The organism is Bremerella alba (assembly GCF_013618625.1).
GTDB classification, from domain to species: domain Bacteria; phylum Planctomycetota; class Planctomycetia; order Pirellulales; family Pirellulaceae; genus Bremerella; species Bremerella alba.
The window spans coordinates 260146-276769 of record NZ_JABRWO010000005.1 but is presented as its reverse complement, the minus strand read 5'-3'; the positions used below and the strand labels follow the sequence as shown (position 1 = coordinate 276769).

The window sequence follows — 16624 nt, the reverse complement described above, 5'->3', positions numbered from 1 at the left end:
ACGTCTCATCGACAGGGCAAGCATGGGGCATGCAAGTTGGTTTAGGTAATCTACTGAAGGTTTAGGGGACGCGGATAAACGCTTTTCAGGTAGCCACGAAAAAACTACGGACAGACCGCACCTAATGCCGAAAAAATGTTCGTGTCATTCTACTAAAAGTATGGGCGTCGTTTTGAAGGGACTCAAAATTGGCTGCCGGGCGTGTTCTTCGTTATTTGCTGAAGTCGTGGTTTTCCAAGCCGGTTCATCAGCGTGAAATTTACTCTTGGATTCGCCAGCAAGCTCCGATCGTTAAGATCGCTGAGGTTGGTCTGGGTAAGACTCAACGCGCTCAAGACCTGATTGAGTTCGCTCAGCTTTATGCTGACGATCGACCGATCCAGTTCCTGGGCATCGACATGTTCGAGGGTCGCCCAGGGGAAGACGGAGTACCGCTCAAGTCCGCCCACAAGACACTCAATGCCCTGGGAGCCAAGGTTCAACTGGTTCCCGGCGACGCTGCCAGTGCCCTGCCCCGCGTGGCGAATGCTTTTCGCGACGTGCAGTTGCTGATTATCTCGGCCGATCAAGACATCGAGAGCATCCGCCGATCGCTTTCGTGGATTCCTCGGATGCTTAACGAGAAAAGTCTGGTGCTGTGGGAAGTTAAAGACGCCCAGGGAGAGCTGAGCTTCGGTCGCTATTCGATGAGCCAGATCGAAGCGATGACCACCAGCCCGGTACGTCGGGCGGCGTAGGCTTCGCCTTAGGAAGAAGCGGTCCGCTCGATGGCGATCGCATAGGTGACATCGCGTTCAGGATTCGACGCGAAGTCACCGTCGTCGTCGTTGACCTGCAAGATGATCTTCTCGAACGTACGATCGGCCGTCCAGCTGAAGGGATTGCTGACGGTCTCGCCAGGAACGAGCGTTAACTTTTGAAGATCGCCATTGTCGTGCACGGCGCAGATCCCCATCCGGCATTTGTCGCCACCGGCAGGCGTTTTGTCATCGGGCGATGCGGTGGCCAGTCCGCCCCAGGTTTTCCACTTGCCGGAAACATAACGCAGCTTGAGGATGTCCCCTTTATTCATCGGGCCAACCTCGTAGCCAATCGGGTCCTTCGCGGTGATCTTCACGTTTTTGAAGTCGAACGAAGAGAGATCGTCGGAAGCCATGTCGTCGTCATCGGATGAGTCCTCCATCGGTTCGCCGGACATGGGCTGCTCTTCCCCCTGAGGGCGAATTTCGACAGCGGGAATCCAGGCAGACTTGGGCCGACCGTTGACGCTGTACGAAACGAAGTAGGCGTTGTCGGCTGGCCGTCGGGCAAAGACCTTGCCGGGAAACCACTCGCTGTCGACCAGTACGTCGATTGCCGTCCCAGGAGCGTAGATCTTGTCGGGGTCTCCCTTGCCTGGGTCGGCTGGCTTGGTGTCCATCGGCGTTTTGGTTTCATCGCCTGGGGGCGTGCTCGATGAACTGTCGTCGGGTTTATTGGCCATCTCCCCGCTTGCTGGGCCGCCAGTCGTTGGGCCAGTCGTCGAGCCGATGGAAGAAGGATTCATGGGCGAATCGGTGACGCCGGTCGGAGCCGGGCCTTCGCCGCTGAGGTACTTTAAATAGTCGACGCTTTCGCTGCTCAAGTATTTGACGGGAAGCCAGATTTCGGTTCGATCGCTGGCCCGAAACGAAACGTAGTCCCCTTCCCTCTTGAGCGCCTTGCCGGTGAACTCGAAGCTACCGTGCTTGCTGGTGAAGGTGTGGTTAGATTGGCTCTGGTTGTACGAAGTGGTTTGAGCCAGGGCCGGGCTGCCGAAAAGACCGAGTCCCAGCAAAACGGCGGTGAGCGAAATATGCATGAAGTGAGCTGACATGAATAAGTCCGTTGGATATGTCGAACGCAAGTTAGACCTACTACACAGTATACACGGTTGCTGGCTCGTTACACGGCTGCAATTGGATGCTTGTCATCGCTCGCAGATAGGTCGAGCTACGCCTTACGAATATTCGCCCGCTCGGTGACCCCGCTCATTGCGTTGCGGGTATCGATCACCAGTTGGGCATGTTGGGCAATGAACTCCCAGTCATAATCCTTGTGGTTGGTGACAATCAACACGGCGTCCGCTTCGGCCAGCGTTTGGGCGGTCAGCTCGATGCTTTCCTTTTGCGAGAACTCGAAGCTTCGCATCGACGGGAGCTTGGGAATATACGGATCGTTGTACTTAATCTCGGCGCCGAGCGGTTCCAGAAGTTCCATGATGGCGAACGCAGGACTTTCGCGGGGGTCGTCGACGTTGGGTTTGTAGGCCACACCGAGCATCAGGATCTTGCTGCCGCGGACCGCTTTTTGATTGTCGTTGAGGGCTAGCATCAGCTTCTGCACGACGAACTGCGGCATGCTGGTGTTGATTTCGCCAGCCAGTTCGATGAATCGCGTCGGCAGGCCTTCCTTGCGAGCCAGCCAACTGAGGTAGAACGGATCGATCGGGATGCAGTGCCCCCCCAGCCCTGGCCCCGGGTAGAAGGCCTGAAAACCGAACGGCTTGGTCTTGGCCGCGTCGATCACTTCCCACAGGTCGAGATCCATGCGATCGAACAGTACCTTCAGTTCATTCACCATCGCGATGTTCACGGCTCGGTAGGTGTTCTCGAGGATCTTACAGGCCTCGGCCACTTCCAGGCTGCTAACCGGGATGACCTCAGCGATTGCTTTTTCGTACAACGCGCAGGCCAGCTTCAGGCTATGCTGTTCGAGCCCGCCGATCACTTTGGGGATGTTCGCCGCCGAAAATTGAGGGTTGCCGGGGTCTTCCCGCTCGGGGCTATAGGCGACGAAGAAATCGACGCCGGGGGTCAGACCGCTCTTTTCAAGAATCGGTAGAACCACGTCTCTCGTCGTTCCGGGGTAGGTCGTACTCTCGAGAACAACCAATTGCCCTTGGCGTAGTGAAGAACGGATCGCCTCTGCGGTTCGTTCCACATACTTCAAGTCAGGGTCGCGAGAACTGTCCAGTGGGGTCGGCACGCAAATAAGAAGGACGTCGGCTTCGGCCATGCGAGCGGTCTCGCAAGTCGCCGAGAAACGCCCTATTTTAACATTCGAGGCAATCCACTCGCTATTAATGTGCTTTATGTAGCTTTCACCACGGAGAAGTTTCTCGACTTTGTTAGGATCCGTATCGAAGCCCAGGCATTGATAGCCGCAGTCGGCGAACGTTTTGACCAGCGGGAGACCGACGTAACCCATTCCGATGACACCCACGACGGCCGTATGATCGTGCAGCTTCTGGCTAAGGGATTCGTAAGAATGCAGAACTTTTTCAGCCATCGGCGTGTCTTTTCGAGTAAGCGTTACTAAAAGGAATAGGATCACAAACCAACTTGGTGGTCGTTTTCCCTTGAGGGTAGAACGGCGACCGGTAATACTGGTTCAAAGGTGTGATTAGTTGGTTTCCGCGAGTGCACCGTAAATCGTTGTTTGCGGCTATCTGAAAATTAAGATCGTGTATTGGTTTAAGATTCGCCTATTGATATCGAACACGTTACTATAAATCGACGGACGGATGCTCCGCTAGAATTCCGAAAGGCTTTCTAAATTACTGTATGACAGATAATACTCCACCAAATTCGATGAATCGGCATTTTGACGAGACCGTTGTTGCGCCGAGTAACTCAGGCGTTCAGAAGACGAGTTCGTCTGCGCCCCATATTGCTTTGGTGGAAGGTTCGTCCAGCCCGCACTTTTCACGGGTAACCCAGTCGCTGCTGCGACTTCGGCTGCGGGTGGCCACGGCGGTCATGTTCGGTATTTTCGCCGTCTTTTTCGCGTGGCATGCTTACGAGCATTTCTGGGGAAACAATCTTGTAGCTGACAAGAGCCCTGTTCTGCTTTACATGCACGCAGCGTTATTGCTTTTGCTGGCCTCGACGGGCTATTTGCTCTGTCCGAAGTGTGATGTTCGACGGGGGCTACTCCGATCGCAAGAGATTGTGACGTTTGGGCTTCCCGCGTTATTTCTACTGATGACCCAATATCATTCCATGCAGATGTGCGCTCGCGATCACGGCGTGCTCTTGAGCCCTAGCTCGGGCTGGATTTTGCTGATCTTTATCTACGCTCTGTTCATTCCCAACACCTGGCATCGGGCGGCTGTCGTCATCGGGGCCATGGTGATTGCTCCGTTAGCACTTTTGGGGTATGCCTGGGCGACGAATCAGATGTGCTACACCATTATCTACGACAATCCCGAGCAACTGGCCGAGATCGGCCTGAAGATGGTGATTTGCGGCGCGGTTGCTGTGTTTGGCGTGTACACGATCAACGTACTGCGAACCGAAGCGTTTCAGGCTCAGCAGCTCGGCCAATATCGCCTGAGCCGCAGTCTGGGGACCGGTGGCATGGGCGAGGTCTACCTGGCCCATCATTACCTGATGAAACGCCCGTGTGCGATCAAAATCATTCGCCCCGAGAAGGCTGGCGACTCGAACGTGCTGGCTCGATTTGAACGCGAGGTGCACGCTTCTTCGAAGCTTTCGCACTGGAACAATATCGATATCTACGACTACGGTCGTACCGAAGACGGCACGTTCTATTACGTGATGGAATACTTGCCGGGGCTGAATGTTTCGGATTTGGTCAGTCGGTTTGGGCCGATGCCACCGGGACGCGTGATTCACTTGCTACGTCAAGTTTGCGAGGCCCTCAACGAAGCCCACTCGCAGGGCATGATCCACCGCGACATCAAGCCCGCCAATGTGTTTGCGGCCAAGCGTGGTGGGTTCTATGACGTGGGCAAACTGCTCGACTTTGGCTTGGCCAAGCCGATCGCCTCGAACGAAGATTCCAATTTGACGCAGGAAGGGATGATCACCGGGTCACCCCTGTTCATGTCGCCTGAGCAGGCCAGCGGCGAAAGCGAGCCTGATGCTCGAAGCGATATTTATTCAGTCGGCATATTGGCCTACTTCATGCTGACCGGTCATGCTCCATTCGAGTACGACCGGCCGATCAAGGTCATCATTGCCCACGCCCACGAATCGGTCGTGCCGCCGTCGGAGCATGTTGCCTCGATTCCGCACGATCTGGAAGCGATCGTCTTGCGTTGCCTTGCCAAAGATCCAGACGACCGCTATCAGTCGATCCTGGAAATGGCCGAAGCGTTGGACAAGTGTGCCTCGTCCGGCACCTGGCTCCAGTCCGACGCCGTACAGTGGTGGACCGCAAACGAAACGATTGCGGAATGCCCTCAGCCTGAGGAAGAACTTCAGCCGACCGACGAAACACGCATCGCTGAAATTCGCGGGTAATTCTTCCCACGGGACCGGGCTTAGGCTCCCCCCACTTGTGGGTTGAGCTGGCTGCCCCTCCCGTTTTCATGATTTCCAGATATAATGCTGGTCTATCCTTATGCCCTGCCCCCCACATAGTTTGTAGGGGGCTTTGGCAAACCGAGCGGGCCTGTTCTCGCTTGTGTATCTCTTACGGACCTAAGTCAAAGCTGTTTGGGGAATGACGAATGATCGCGGAAAACGCCCCCCGTACGATGTTCCAGAAAATCTGGGACAACCACGTTGTCGATGCCGAACCTCACAAGCAGGCCCTGCTATATATCGACTTGCACCTGGTCCATGAAGTGACCAGCCCTCAAGCTTTTGAAGGCCTGCGTCTGGCCGGTAGAAAGGTTCGCCGACCGGAACTCACCAAGGCAACCCCCGACCACAACGTACCCACCACCGATCGCTCGCTGCCAATCGTCGACGAGATTTCGAAGCAGCAGATCGATACGCTGCGGCAGAACTGCCAGGATTTCGGCGTTCAGCTGTACGACCTCAACGATGCCAAACAAGGGGTCGTCCACGTGATCGGCCCTGAACTGGGGCTAACGCAGCCGGGCATGACAATCGTTTGTGGCGACAGTCATACGGCCACGCATGGTGCTTTTGGGGCGCTCGCATTTGGTATCGGTACGAGCGAAGTCGAGCACGTGCTCGCGACGCAGACGCTGATTCAAACTTCGCCCAAGACGATGGAACTTCGCGTGAACGGCACGCTTGGTCGTGGTGTCACGGCAAAGGACCTTGTGCTTTTTCTTATTGGCCACCTGACCACTGCCGGCGGTACCGGCTATGTGCTGGAATACACCGGCGAAGCGGTCCGCGCCCTGAGCATGGAACAGCGGATGACCGTCTGTAACATGTCGATCGAAGCAGGTGCCCGAGCCGGTATGATTGCTCCGGACGAAACGACCTTCGAATATATCCGCGGCCGCGAGTACGCTCCCAAGGATTTTGAAGCGGCCGTCGAGCGATGGAAGAATCTTCCCTCGGACCCCGGTGCCAAGTACGACAAGCTGATCGAGTTCCAAGCCAAGGACATCGCTCCGCAGGTAACTTGGGGAACCAACCCCGGCCAGGTTTGTGCCGTCGATAAGCCGATTCCCGCCCCGGGCGATTTCGCCGACGCGACCGAACGCCGCTCGACGGAACTGGCTTTGGAATATATGGACCTCAAGGCCGGCGAGCCGATGTCGGATGTCAACATCGATCGCGTCTTTATCGGTTCGTGCACCAACGGTCGTATTGAAGATCTGCGTGCTGCGGCGAGTGTCGTCAAGGGTCACAAGAAGGCCGATCGCGTGCATGCGATGGTCGTCCCTGGTAGTGGTCAGGTTCGCCTGCAAGCCCAGGAAGAAGGTCTCGACAAGATCTTCATCGAAGCGGGCTTCGAATGGCGTGAAGCCGGCTGCAGCATGTGTCTGGCGATGAACCCAGACAAACTCGAACCGGGCGAGCGTTGTGCTTCGACCAGCAATCGCAACTTTGAAGGGCGTCAAGGACGCGGCGGACGGACCCACCTGGTGAGCCCCGAAATGGCTGCCGCAGCAGGTGTCGCCGGACATTTTGTCGACGTTCGTCAGTGGGACTTCAAGTAAGCCATTGATTCAAAGCTAACGATCAACCCTCTTTTTTCCAGTCCAAGATCATGCAACCATTCGTCAAAGAGACCGGCGTTGTCGCCGTTATGGATCGGGCCAATGTGGACACCGACCAGATCATTCCCAAGCAGTTTTTGAAGCGGATCGAGCGAACCGGCTTTGGTCAGTTCCTGTTTTTCGATTGGCGTTTCATGGACGATGGCCAACTCCACCCTGAGTTCGAGCTGAACCAGCCGGCCGTTGCCGGGGCTTCTATCCTGGTCACGCGCCGTAACTTCGGCAGCGGTTCGAGCCGCGAGCATGCGGTCTGGGCGATTGATGACTACGGTATTCGCGCGGTGATCGCGCCAAGCTTTGCCGATATCTTCTACAACAACTGCTTCAAAAACGGCGTGCTGCCGATCGCTTTGAGCGAAGACCAAGTAGACGAGTTCTTCAAGCGATTTGCCAAGCATCCTGGTTACAAGTTGACGGTCGATTTGGAAGCGAAGACGATCAGCGATGCCCACGGGTTGCAGGTCTCTTTCGACGTCGACGAGCATCGCCGCAACAAGTTGCTGCAAGGCCTGGACGATATCGCCAGCACGCTGGAACTGGAAGAGAAAATTACTTCCTACGAGAAAGCCAACGGAATTGGTGCCTAAGCTGCCAACCCAAAATGTAAGGCGAACTACAGTTCGCCTTTTTTTATGCGCCTATGGTTGGAAACGCATTGCCAATGGGCCAAACTAGACAGCTAAGTCGCTTCCAGAACACATTAACGAGGACTACTATGCTTCACCGAGTTGCTCTGCCCTGCGCGTTGGTTCTTTTCCTGGCTACAGCCACGCAAGCTCAAATCAAGCCAGAAGTCATTTTGGAAGGGCTCAAGTGCCCGAGTGGTGTCGCCGTTCAGCCTGAGACAGGCACTGTTTTCGTCGCCGAAACGGCCGCCTCGCAGATCATTCGCGTGGTCGATGGCAAAGCGGAAGTCGTCGTGAAAGAATTCCCTCACGATGAATACGGCAAAGGCCCTGTCTATCAGATCGGACCGCTGGGTCTCGCATTTATCAACAAAAGCCGCCTGGTCGTCGGCGACGGAAGCCTGAAAGATGGCGAAGAAGTCGTTCGCGTGTACGACGTGCCTGAAAATGGCAAAGAGGCACTCTCGGCCGATGCCGGCAAGAAGACCAACCCCTTGGCGGCCGACGGTGACGTGCCCGGCGAAGGTAACTTCTATGCCGTGGCGGTCGATGCCGACGATGTCTATACCACCGCCAACGGCGACGACAAGAAGGGTTGGGTCGCTCGTTTGAAGCTCGAAAAAGAAGGGCTCGGCAAACTAGAACGCTACATCGCGACGAAGGAAAGCGTCGACGTCGATGCCCCCGCGGCGATCACCATTAGCCCGCGACGTGAAGTTGTGGTCGGCCAGATGGGTGAAATCAACGATCAGAAAGACAGCCTGTTGACCTTCTACGATCAGAAGTCGAAGAAGCTGTTGATGAGCCTGCCGGCCGAAATGTTCGACCTGGTTGGTTTGGCATACAGCCCCAAGACGGGTCGCCTGTACGGGGTCGATTACAGTTGGGCTGATCCGAAGCAAGGGGGACTTTACCGCCTGGACGCCGTTCGCCGCGATGGCAAGCAAGTGGTGAAAGCGACCAAGCTGATCGACCTCGACCAGCCCACCGCCCTGGCCTTCAACGACGCCGGCGAACTGTTCGTCACGGTCTTCGGCAACGGCGACGGAGCCGATGAAAGCAAGACGCCAGCGACCGGCAAGCTGTTGAAGATTGGCGAAGGCTTGTAGGCCCGATCGGTTTAGGAAAGCTCCGTATGGGATTCGATTCTGGGGTATTCATAATTCGCCCATTGTCGAATCAGCTCGGATGTTTTCTTAGCCCCGGCGGGGCGATCGAAAATAGCCAGGGGCGAAAGCCCCTGGAGCATGGGGTTGGTAAATGCTAAAGCCCTGGAAGGGCGACCGAATTTCAACCAAGATAATTTCGGTCGCCCTTCCAGGGCTTTTTTTTTCTTGTTGTCTGCCAGGGGCTTTCTCCCCTGGCTATATTCGGCTGCCCTTTCAGTGCGTAAGAGGGACCGCGACACGGTCTAACCTTGACTGGAACGAACTGGTCAGACCGCGACAAGGTCGAACTGACCAAGCCTCGACACGGTCGAGCTGACTGAATGCACGCACGAGCAGCGTTTGCTTTGCTGCTCGTGTCTTACTTCGCGTCGCCGTTTGCGACTACGCCGAGCCTACCGAGACTTCTTCGGTCTTAGTGACCGTGAAGCCCAGGTCTTCTAGCATCTTGTAGTCGTCGTCGGCGGTCTGGCCTGGCGTGGTGAGGTAATCGCCGAGGAAGATGGAGTTCGCCGCGTACAAGCCCATCGGTTGCAGGCTTCGCAGGTGGATCTCGCGGCCGCCGGCGATGCGGAGTTCTGCGCTGGGGTTGGCGAAGCGATAGATGGCCAAGATTCGCAGGCACTGTCGTGGGCTCAGGTCTTTGCCCAGGCCTTCCAGGGGTGTGCCGTCGATCGGGTTTAGGAAGTTCACCGGAATCGAGTGCACGCCCAGGTTGCGAAGTTCGAGGGCCATGTTCACGACGTCTTCGTCCGACTCGCCCATGCCCACAATGCCGCCGCTACACATTTCCAGGCCGGCGTTTTTGACAGCGTTGAGCGTGTCGATGCGGTCTTCGTAGGTGTGGGTCGAACAGATCTTCTGATAATACTCGGCGCTGGTGTTCACGTTGTGGTTCACACGATCGACGCCGCAGGCCTTCAAGCGGTCGGCCTGATCGGTGCTTAAGAGTCCCAAGCAGGCACAGATTTTCAGGCCGTACTTTTCTTTGATCTCTGGCACGATCGTCTCGACGGCCTTCATCTCGCGTTCGTTCGGACCGCGGGCCGAAATCACGATGCAGTAGGTCTTCACGTCGCGTTCGGCGGCGACCTTGGCCCCTTCCATCAGCTTGTCGCGGCTGAGGAAGTTGTATTTGGGGATTTCGGCGTCAGAGACCTTCGATTGCGAGCAGTACCCGCAATCTTCGGGGCAGAGGCCGCTCTTGGCGTTCATCAATTGGTACAATTGAACCGTTTTACCAAAGTGTTGGCGGCGTATTTTGAACGCGGCGGACATGACGTCCAATAGTTCGTCATCGGACGAATGGAGGATCGAAAGACCTTCTTCCAGGGTCAATTGATGGCCACGCAAGACTTCTTCGGCCAAGGCGGACCATGATAGCGTCGACATTGACATCGGCGGCGTTCTCTTCTTTAACTGTCGAGTGGGCATGAGAATTCGGCGGTTAAACCAAGTGCCCATTCTAAATCGGTTGGCATTGAATTGTAAGGTCAGTGCCAGACGACACTTGGCAACGTCGCGGTGATCAGCGAAAATGAGGGTAAGGAGACCATTTTGATACAACAAACCGCCATTGGGCGTCATCATTTCGTTCGCGTCAGCGTGCTGGGGCATGTCGGAAGGTTCACATCGGTCGATGCGATTGCATACGGTCGGGGGATGCGCGTTATCTGTCGAACCTCGCGCGGGCTGGAAGTCGGGGAAATTCTCGGCCCGGCGGGCGAGTCAGAGGTGAACGATTCAGACGGCTCGATCGTCCGCGGAGTGACGGTCGAAGACAATTTGCTCCTGGCCCGTCTGGAACGTAATCGCCAAGAAGCGTTCGCGGCCTGTGAACAAGAATTGTCCCATCGCGGCATCCATATCCCCTTGCTCGAAGTCGAGCAGCTCTTTGATGGGGGCTCGCTCTATTTCTATTTTCTGGGGGACGTGCCTGAGGAAGTCGCCGAACTCACCAATCGCCTGGCCGAAACTTACAACGCGGCCGCTGGCATCAGCCAATTCTCGGATCTATTGGAAACCGGCTGCGGTCCCGGCTGCGGAACGGAAGAAAAGGCCGGTGGTTGCGGTGGTTCCTGCGCCGGATGTTCGATTGCTAAGGCGTGCAAGAAGTAGCTCACGCCGGCAACAAAGTTTGACGGCCCCACGCTCTAGGCTTATGCTTGGCGTCCGTATACCTGCCAGACTTTTAGCTTCAACGAGGCATGTGACATGGCCAAGGGAATCTTCACGCAAGGGGTATGCGTGCTCGTCGATCGACCCATTTCGATTGAGCAGATCGCGTTGGCTCTGAGTGACTTCGATGTGCTGGGAACCCGCGAAGATAGCGAAGAGTGGGCCATGGGTGGTCCTAGCGCCCTGGTCATGTTTGACGAGACGACCGGTGGCACGGTCACGGTCGATACCGTCGATCATGTTTGGCCCGATGATATGGGCGACCCCCAGAAAGAAATCATGGTCTTCGGGGCCTGGTCGATGGGGCACTTCGGACCCTTTGCCTATCCTGGCGGGCTCCAGCGCGCGGCGCAGCAGTCGTGGGGTTGGCGAGAAGGTGCCGAGGTGGTTGAGCGTCACCAGGCATTTCTTCGCCTGCGGACAAGCTACGTCATCGGAAAAGAGGAAGACACCAATTGCTTTCCTGAACCGTACGATCCTATCGCCGAGCTTCAATTCAACATGAAGATCGTCGAGGCGCTGCTGGGCATGGAAGGGACGCTGTGTTACTTCAATCCCAACGGCGAAATTCTGTTAGATCAAGATGGCTTCCGCAATAGCTTGAATTTCAGCTGGGCTAACGAGTTGCTTCCGCTCGACGTCTGGTCGAACGTGCGGCTTTTCAACATTGATGAAAGCTGGGCGTTGATGGATACCGTCGGCAATTGGCAGTTGGAAATTCCAGATATTGAAGCCTGCTTTGTCACCGACGACTACGAAGTTAACGAGGTCGCTAACTTCTTACGCAATGCCTCGAATTATCTGGTGCAAAGCGGAGCCACGATCAACGATGGCGAAACGATGGATGGCCCCGGTGACATCCACTGGGCGGCCATCCAATTCGAGAACGGTATCTGCGATCCTCCTCGCGATACACTTCGTTTTGTGCCGCTGGACGATCACGATGTGCCGGAAATCGTGCAAACTTCCGGTCGATCTGCAGAAGAAGATCAAACCGACGACGAAACGTCCGGCGATTGAGCTTGAATACCCTTCAGGTCGTGCATGAATCGCAGCTTTTCGACCACTGGTTTGGTGAAGACTTCCGGCACGAGATCCAGCAGGCCAATGTCGCGGTTGAACTCGTTGGCCATCACCCCGATTTCTCGATACGCTTTCAGCCGGGCATCGAAGTCATCTGGCGGAACTTCCGCGTAGATCCGGGGGAAGTCCTGAGCCGTGCTGACAATCGAGGTCATATCCAGGTAGGCCGCAAAGCTCTCGGCGAAGTCTTCCCACGGATGCATGGTCGCATATTCAGAGATGAAACTCTTCTGCCAGTTAGGCAGTGGGCCGTTGGCGTAGTAGGCCGTCTGGGCATCGGCATAGGTCGGGTCTTCTTCGTTGCCAAACAGTTTCCGAAAGGCCTCTCGCTTCGAAGGCTCGACCAGCATATCCCAGTAGTAGTGCCCTAGCTCGTGCCGGAAATGGCCGACGAGCGTGCGTTGGGGTTCGCCGAATTCGACTCGGGTTTGTTCCCGCTTAACGCTGTCGGCCTCTTGGATATTGATAGTGATCAGGCCGGCAGCGTGCCCTGTCGAAACGGGCTCGACGTCGTCGGCTTTGAATTCAAACATCAGCGGTAAGAAATCGTTTCGGCTAGGATCGCCAATGGGAAGTCCAACCGATTCGACCCCATACAAAACGCGTCGTTTCGCAGCTTCCAGGCGGACCCATTTTAGCAGATTGCCTTCGATCGAAAGGTCAGGGATTACCTGATTCAGTCGGCAATAGGTGCACAGCGGCTCCTCTTTTTCTTCGATAGCGACGGTACAGTTGCAAGCCTTGTAGTCGATCCGATTTTGGCAAAGCTTCAGCTTCTGCCCGCACACCTGGTTGGTGCACTGCCACTGATCCTTCCCCAGCGACTTCAAAGCGGTCACCTGTCGACACGTGGGACACATGCCGACGGTCTCTTTGCAGGAGAGACAGGAAGTGCTTCCAAAGAACAGCTTATGACCGCATTGGCAGCGAAACGTTTGCATCGAAGTAAGACCTGAGTAAGGGGACGGGTGAAGTTTTGTAGGGCGAACCAATCATAGAGCAATTGTCGGACCGATTGCCGCTGTAGGCAGCCTGGTAGCGGCAATCACGAACGCACCTTGCGGAATTGAGACCGGTTCCAACGATGTGGGCGCGTGGCTGTGGATTGTGCAAACCTCCCCGGATGGGGCCCATTCTGGCGAAATGCGGGGTTCAGGGTGTTATCGTTTTGAGAATTCCATGCCCCTTTCTTGCGGATTTGTGAATGTAAGGGCGGGACCCCTACCACAAAATCGGGTGAATCTGATAGGATCTCCGGTTCTTGGACGGGAAGCTTAGGCCTGCTTTATAAGCACGAATCAGTATGCGACGCGACGACCTACGAAATATTGTTATTATTGCCCACGTCGACCATGGTAAAACGACCTTGGTGGACTGCCTGCTGCACCAGAGTGGTCAGTTTCGGGAGAGCCAGCTTTCGAGCGAGCGGATCCTCGACTCGAACGACCTGGAAAAAGAGCGTGGCATTACGATCTTGGCGAAGAACATCGCCCTGCCCTATGAAGGCGTGAAGATCAACATTGTCGATACGCCTGGGCACGCGGACTTCGGCGGCGAAGTCGAACGCGTGCTGAGCATGGCCGACGGTGCCGTGGTTTTGGTCGATGCGGCTGAAGGCCCCATGCCACAAACGCGGTTTGTGCTTTCCAAGGCATTGGAAGTCGGACTAAAGCCGATCGTCTTGATCAACAAGATCGACAAGATGGATGCCCGACCACACGAAGTGGTCGACGAAGTGCTCGACTTGTTCCTGTCGCTGGGTGCCGACGACGAGATCGCCGAGTTCCCTTACCTGTTCGCCAGTGCCAAGGCCGGCTTCGCGTCGCCGGATCCTGAGGTTCGCGAAGGGGATATGCGTCCGCTGCTGGATCTCGTTCTAAAGCACATTCCCGGTCCCGACGTCAATCCGGACGACCCCCTTCAGATGCGTGTGACAACGCTCGACTGGTCGGAATACACCGGTCGAATCGCGATCGGCCGCATCAAGTCTGGCAAGATCAAAAAAGGCCAGTCGGTGATGATCTCGAAGCCAGGCGATACCTTCCAACGCGGAAGAGTGGTGGCTTTGCATGTGTTTGAAAACCTGGGCCGCGCCGAAGTGGAAGAAGCCGATGCCGGTGATATTGTCGCCGTGACTGGTTTGGAAGACATCGATATCGGCGATACAATTTGTGCCATCGATAACCCCACGCCGCTACCTCGCGTGGCCGTCGACGCGCCGACGCTCGAGATGATGTTCACCATCAATACGTCTCCGCTGTTGGGTAAGGATGGCAAGTACGTCACCTCGCGTAACCTCCGCGAACGTCTCGAAAAGGAACTCGAACGCAACGTGGCCCTGCGTGTTCGTCCAGGCGAATCTGGCGATAGCTTCCTTGTCAGCGGACGTGGCGTGCTGCACTTGGCCGTGTTGATCGAAACGATGCGCCGCGAAGGGTACGAACTTTCGGTCGGCAAGCCTCAGGTCATCATGCGTACCGTCGATGGCGTGAAGGAAGAGCCGTACGAACAATTAGTGATCGAAGTGCCATCGGAAAAGATGGGCCCGGTCATGGAACTGGTCGGTGAACGTCGTGGTGAATTGGTCGAAATGCAACCACGTGGCGACTACAGCCAGGTTGTTTTCACCATTCCTTCGCGTGGTTTAATCGGCATGCGAACCAAACTGCTCAACTCGACCCAGGGCGAAGCGATCGTCAATCACCGTTTCGAGTCGTACCGGCCTGTTTCCGGCGACGTTCCTCGCCGAGCCAACGGAGCGATGATCTCGATGGTGCCTGGCAAGGCAGTCGGTTTCGCCCTGTTTGCGTTGCAGGAACGTTCCGACATGTTCGTGCGTCACGGCGACGAAGTGTACGAAGGAATGATCGTCGGCGAGAACTCGCGTAGCGACGACTTGACCGTGAATCCAACGAAGGAAAAGAAGCTGACCAACATGCGTGCCTCGGGTTCGGACGAAAACATTGTGCTTCGTCCGCCAAGAGACATGAGCCTGGAAGTCGCCTTAGAGTACATCGAAGACGACGAGTTGGTCGAGGTGACTCCGAACCATATCCGTCTGCGAAAGATCTTGTTGAAAGAAACGGATCGTCGTCGACAGAGCCGTAAGTAATTCGGCATCAACAACCAAGAGGACTGGTGCGGAACTGTCCGCACCAGTCATTAGATACATGCTTTTGGCTTAGACTCGACCTGGGGGACGATTCTCTTTCCCCTTAATCTTTTGGTGCGAGTCCCCCAGCTTTTTACGAATGCCATCGGCCATCGTTTGCAGCTGTTTGACAACGTCCGGGTGTTGATCCGCGACATTGTTCTGCTCGCCTGGGTCTGCTTTTAGGTCGAACAGGGCCAGTGGCGTGGTCGCTTGCGTGTAGCCGTTGGGAATGCCGTCGGTACCGCCAGGCTTGCCGGCCATCGTGCGGTACTGGTGAGGAAAGACAAGCTTCCACTTGCCGCTGCGGACGGCTTTCAAACCGCTGCCGTAGTAGAAGAAGTACGCTTGGTGCGGCGATTTGGCTCCTTCGGTTCCGGCGATCAGCGGCCAGATGTTCTTGCCGTCGATTGGCTTCTGCGGCAGATCGGCCCCAATCAACTTGGCCACCGTAGGGAATATGTCGATCGTCATCGCAGGCGTATCGCAGGTTGTGTCAGCCGGAATTTTGCCAGGCCAACGCATGATGGTCGGCTCGCGACAGCCCCCTTCCCACATGGTCCCCTTCCCTTCGCGAAATGGCCCGGCGCTGCCAGCATGGTTGCCATAGGAAAGCCAGGGACCATTGTCCGACGTAAAGATGACCAGCGTATTGTCATCGATCTTGTTTCGCTTCAAAGCTTCCAAAACCTGACCGACCGACCAGTCGATTTCCATCACAACATCGCCGAACAACCCGGCACCTGACTTGCCTTTAAACTTGTCGGAAACGTACAACGGCACGTGTACCATGCTATGCGGTAAGTACAGGAAGAATGGCTTGTCTTTGTTTTGGTCGATGAACTCGACGGCCTTCTCGGTGTACTGAGTGGTCAATTGTTCTTGAGCTTTTCCATCGACCTTAGGATTCACGACTTCGTTGCCGTCGTACAGTGGAAGATGAGGCCAACGCTTCACGCGATCTTCTTCCGACAAATGCCGCACACCCGGATGGTAAGGCCACATGTCGTTCGAGTAAGGCAGCCCGAAGTATTCATCGAAACCGTTTTGCAGCGGCAGAAAGGGCTTTTTGTCGCCCAGATGCCACTTGCCAAAACAGGCTGTCGCGTACCCTTTTTGCTGACATAGTTCAGCCAGGGTCATCTCTTCCGGGTTAATGCCAATCTTGGCGTTAGGCCCGAGCGCCCCTTGAATGCCAACGCGAACGTTATAGCACCCGGTCATCAGCCCCGCACGCGATGCCGAACAAACTGCCTGGGTCACGTAGAAGTCCGTAAACGTGCGGCCCTCAGCGGCCATCTGGTCGAGATGAGGCGTCTGGTAATCCTTCGCCCCAAACGGACCAATATCGGCGTAGCCCATATCGTCGATGAAGATGAGGACGATATTAGGTACACGGTCTTTTTCAGCTGAATGTGCCTGGTTTATCGGGTACAATGCAACTGTC

13 protein-coding genes are annotated in these 16624 nt (G+C 55.9%); 8 read left to right on the top strand and 5 right to left on the bottom strand.

Annotation, left to right across the window (positions count from 1 at the left end):
• The first annotated feature begins 188 nt into the window (after window positions 1-188).
• On the top strand, window positions 189-737 hold the full coding sequence (locus HOV93_RS10705) for a hypothetical protein (RefSeq protein WP_207396492.1): 549 nt from the start codon (window positions 189-191) through the stop codon (window positions 735-737).
• A gap of 8 nt (window positions 738-745) precedes the next feature.
• On the opposite strand, the gene HOV93_RS10700 is transcribed toward HOV93_RS10705, so the two are convergent.
• Window positions 746-1855 (bottom strand): hypothetical protein, encoded by a 1110-nt coding sequence (locus HOV93_RS10700; protein ID WP_207396491.1) that lies wholly within the window; start codon window positions 1853-1855, stop codon window positions 746-748.
• Window positions 1856-1971: 116 nt separating this feature from the next.
• A complete protein-coding gene (locus HOV93_RS10695) occupies window positions 1972-3309 on the bottom strand; it encodes a nucleotide sugar dehydrogenase (protein WP_207396490.1) in 1338 nt (445 codons plus the stop codon).
• A 302-nt stretch (window positions 3310-3611) separates the two neighbouring features.
• Here HOV93_RS10695 and HOV93_RS10690 point away from each other — a divergent pair, with 302 nt between their 5' ends.
• The 4 genes from HOV93_RS10690 to HOV93_RS10675 all read left to right on the top strand — a co-directional run bounded on the left by HOV93_RS10690 (window position 3612) and on the right by HOV93_RS10675 (window position 8708).
• Window positions 3612-5288 (top strand): serine/threonine protein kinase, encoded by a 1677-nt coding sequence (locus tag HOV93_RS10690; RefSeq protein WP_235990149.1) that lies wholly within the window; start codon window positions 3612-3614, stop codon window positions 5286-5288.
• A gap of 209 nt (window positions 5289-5497) precedes the next feature.
• Window positions 5498-6913, top strand: a complete 1416-nt coding sequence (gene leuC, locus HOV93_RS10685) for a 3-isopropylmalate dehydratase large subunit (RefSeq protein ID WP_207396488.1) — start codon at window positions 5498-5500, stop codon at window positions 6911-6913.
• Between the two features lie 50 nt (window positions 6914-6963).
• A complete protein-coding gene (leuD, locus tag HOV93_RS10680) occupies window positions 6964-7560 on the top strand; it encodes a 3-isopropylmalate dehydratase small subunit (RefSeq protein WP_207396487.1) in 597 nt (198 codons plus the stop codon).
• A gap of 128 nt (window positions 7561-7688) precedes the next feature.
• Entirely contained in the window at window positions 7689-8708 is a 1020-nt protein-coding gene (locus tag HOV93_RS10675; protein ID WP_207396486.1) for a hypothetical protein, read from the top strand.
• A 441-nt stretch (window positions 8709-9149) separates the two neighbouring features.
• Here the strand turns inward: HOV93_RS10675 and bioB are convergent, their stop codons facing one another.
• Complete coding sequence (bioB, locus tag HOV93_RS10670) at window positions 9150-10163, bottom strand: biotin synthase BioB (protein WP_235990146.1); 1014 nt, start codon at window positions 10161-10163, stop codon at window positions 9150-9152.
• A gap of 159 nt (window positions 10164-10322) precedes the next feature.
• Between bioB and HOV93_RS10665 the strand changes: the two genes are divergently transcribed.
• Both HOV93_RS10665 and HOV93_RS10660 read left to right on the top strand, forming a co-directional pair.
• Window positions 10323-10883: a PSP1 C-terminal domain-containing protein gene (locus HOV93_RS10665; RefSeq protein WP_207396484.1), complete on the top strand. Its 561-nt coding sequence runs from the start codon at window positions 10323-10325 to the stop codon at window positions 10881-10883.
• A 96-nt stretch (window positions 10884-10979) separates the two neighbouring features.
• Window positions 10980-11963: a DUF4261 domain-containing protein gene (locus HOV93_RS10660; RefSeq protein WP_207396483.1), complete on the top strand. Its 984-nt coding sequence runs from the start codon at window positions 10980-10982 to the stop codon at window positions 11961-11963.
• Here HOV93_RS10660 and HOV93_RS10655 read toward each other — a convergent pair.
• On the bottom strand, window positions 11933-12967 hold the full coding sequence (locus HOV93_RS10655) for a zinc-binding metallopeptidase family protein (RefSeq protein ID WP_207396482.1): 1035 nt from the start codon (window positions 12965-12967) through the stop codon (window positions 11933-11935). The two genes, HOV93_RS10660 and HOV93_RS10655, sit on opposite strands and share 31 nt — an antisense overlap.
• A gap of 362 nt (window positions 12968-13329) precedes the next feature.
• Between HOV93_RS10655 and typA the strand changes: the two genes are divergently transcribed.
• A complete protein-coding gene (gene typA, locus HOV93_RS10650) occupies window positions 13330-15138 on the top strand; it encodes a translational GTPase TypA (protein WP_207396481.1) in 1809 nt (602 codons plus the stop codon).
• Window positions 15139-15207: 69 nt separating this feature from the next.
• On the opposite strand, the gene HOV93_RS10645 is transcribed toward typA, so the two are convergent.
• Complete coding sequence (locus HOV93_RS10645; RefSeq protein WP_235990144.1) at window positions 15208-16614, bottom strand: sulfatase family protein; 1407 nt, start codon at window positions 16612-16614, stop codon at window positions 15208-15210.
• Between the last annotated feature and the right edge of the window lie 10 nt (window positions 16615-16624).

Coding starts and splice junctions, on each gene's coding strand:
- HOV93_RS10700 (WP_207396491.1), bottom strand. CDS start 1,855: ATGTCAGCTCACTTCATGCATATTTCGCTCACCGCCGTTTTGCTGGGA.
- HOV93_RS10695 (WP_207396490.1), bottom strand. CDS start 3,309: ATGGCTGAAAAAGTTCTGCATTCTTACGAATCCCTTAGCCAGAAGCTG.
- HOV93_RS10690 (WP_235990149.1), top strand. CDS start 3,612: ATGAATCGGCATTTTGACGAGACCGTTGTTGCGCCGAGTAACTCAGGC.
- leuC (WP_207396488.1), top strand. CDS start 5,498: ATGATCGCGGAAAACGCCCCCCGTACGATGTTCCAGAAAATCTGGGAC.
- leuD (WP_207396487.1), top strand. CDS start 6,964: ATGCAACCATTCGTCAAAGAGACCGGCGTTGTCGCCGTTATGGATCGG.
- HOV93_RS10675 (WP_207396486.1), top strand. CDS start 7,689: ATGCTTCACCGAGTTGCTCTGCCCTGCGCGTTGGTTCTTTTCCTGGCT.
- bioB (WP_235990146.1), bottom strand. CDS start 10,163: ATGTCAATGTCGACGCTATCATGGTCCGCCTTGGCCGAAGAAGTCTTG.
- HOV93_RS10660 (WP_207396483.1), top strand. CDS start 10,980: ATGGCCAAGGGAATCTTCACGCAAGGGGTATGCGTGCTCGTCGATCGA.
- HOV93_RS10655 (WP_207396482.1), bottom strand. CDS start 12,967: ATGCAAACGTTTCGCTGCCAATGCGGTCATAAGCTGTTCTTTGGAAGC.
- typA (WP_207396481.1), top strand. CDS start 13,330: ATGCGACGCGACGACCTACGAAATATTGTTATTATTGCCCACGTCGAC.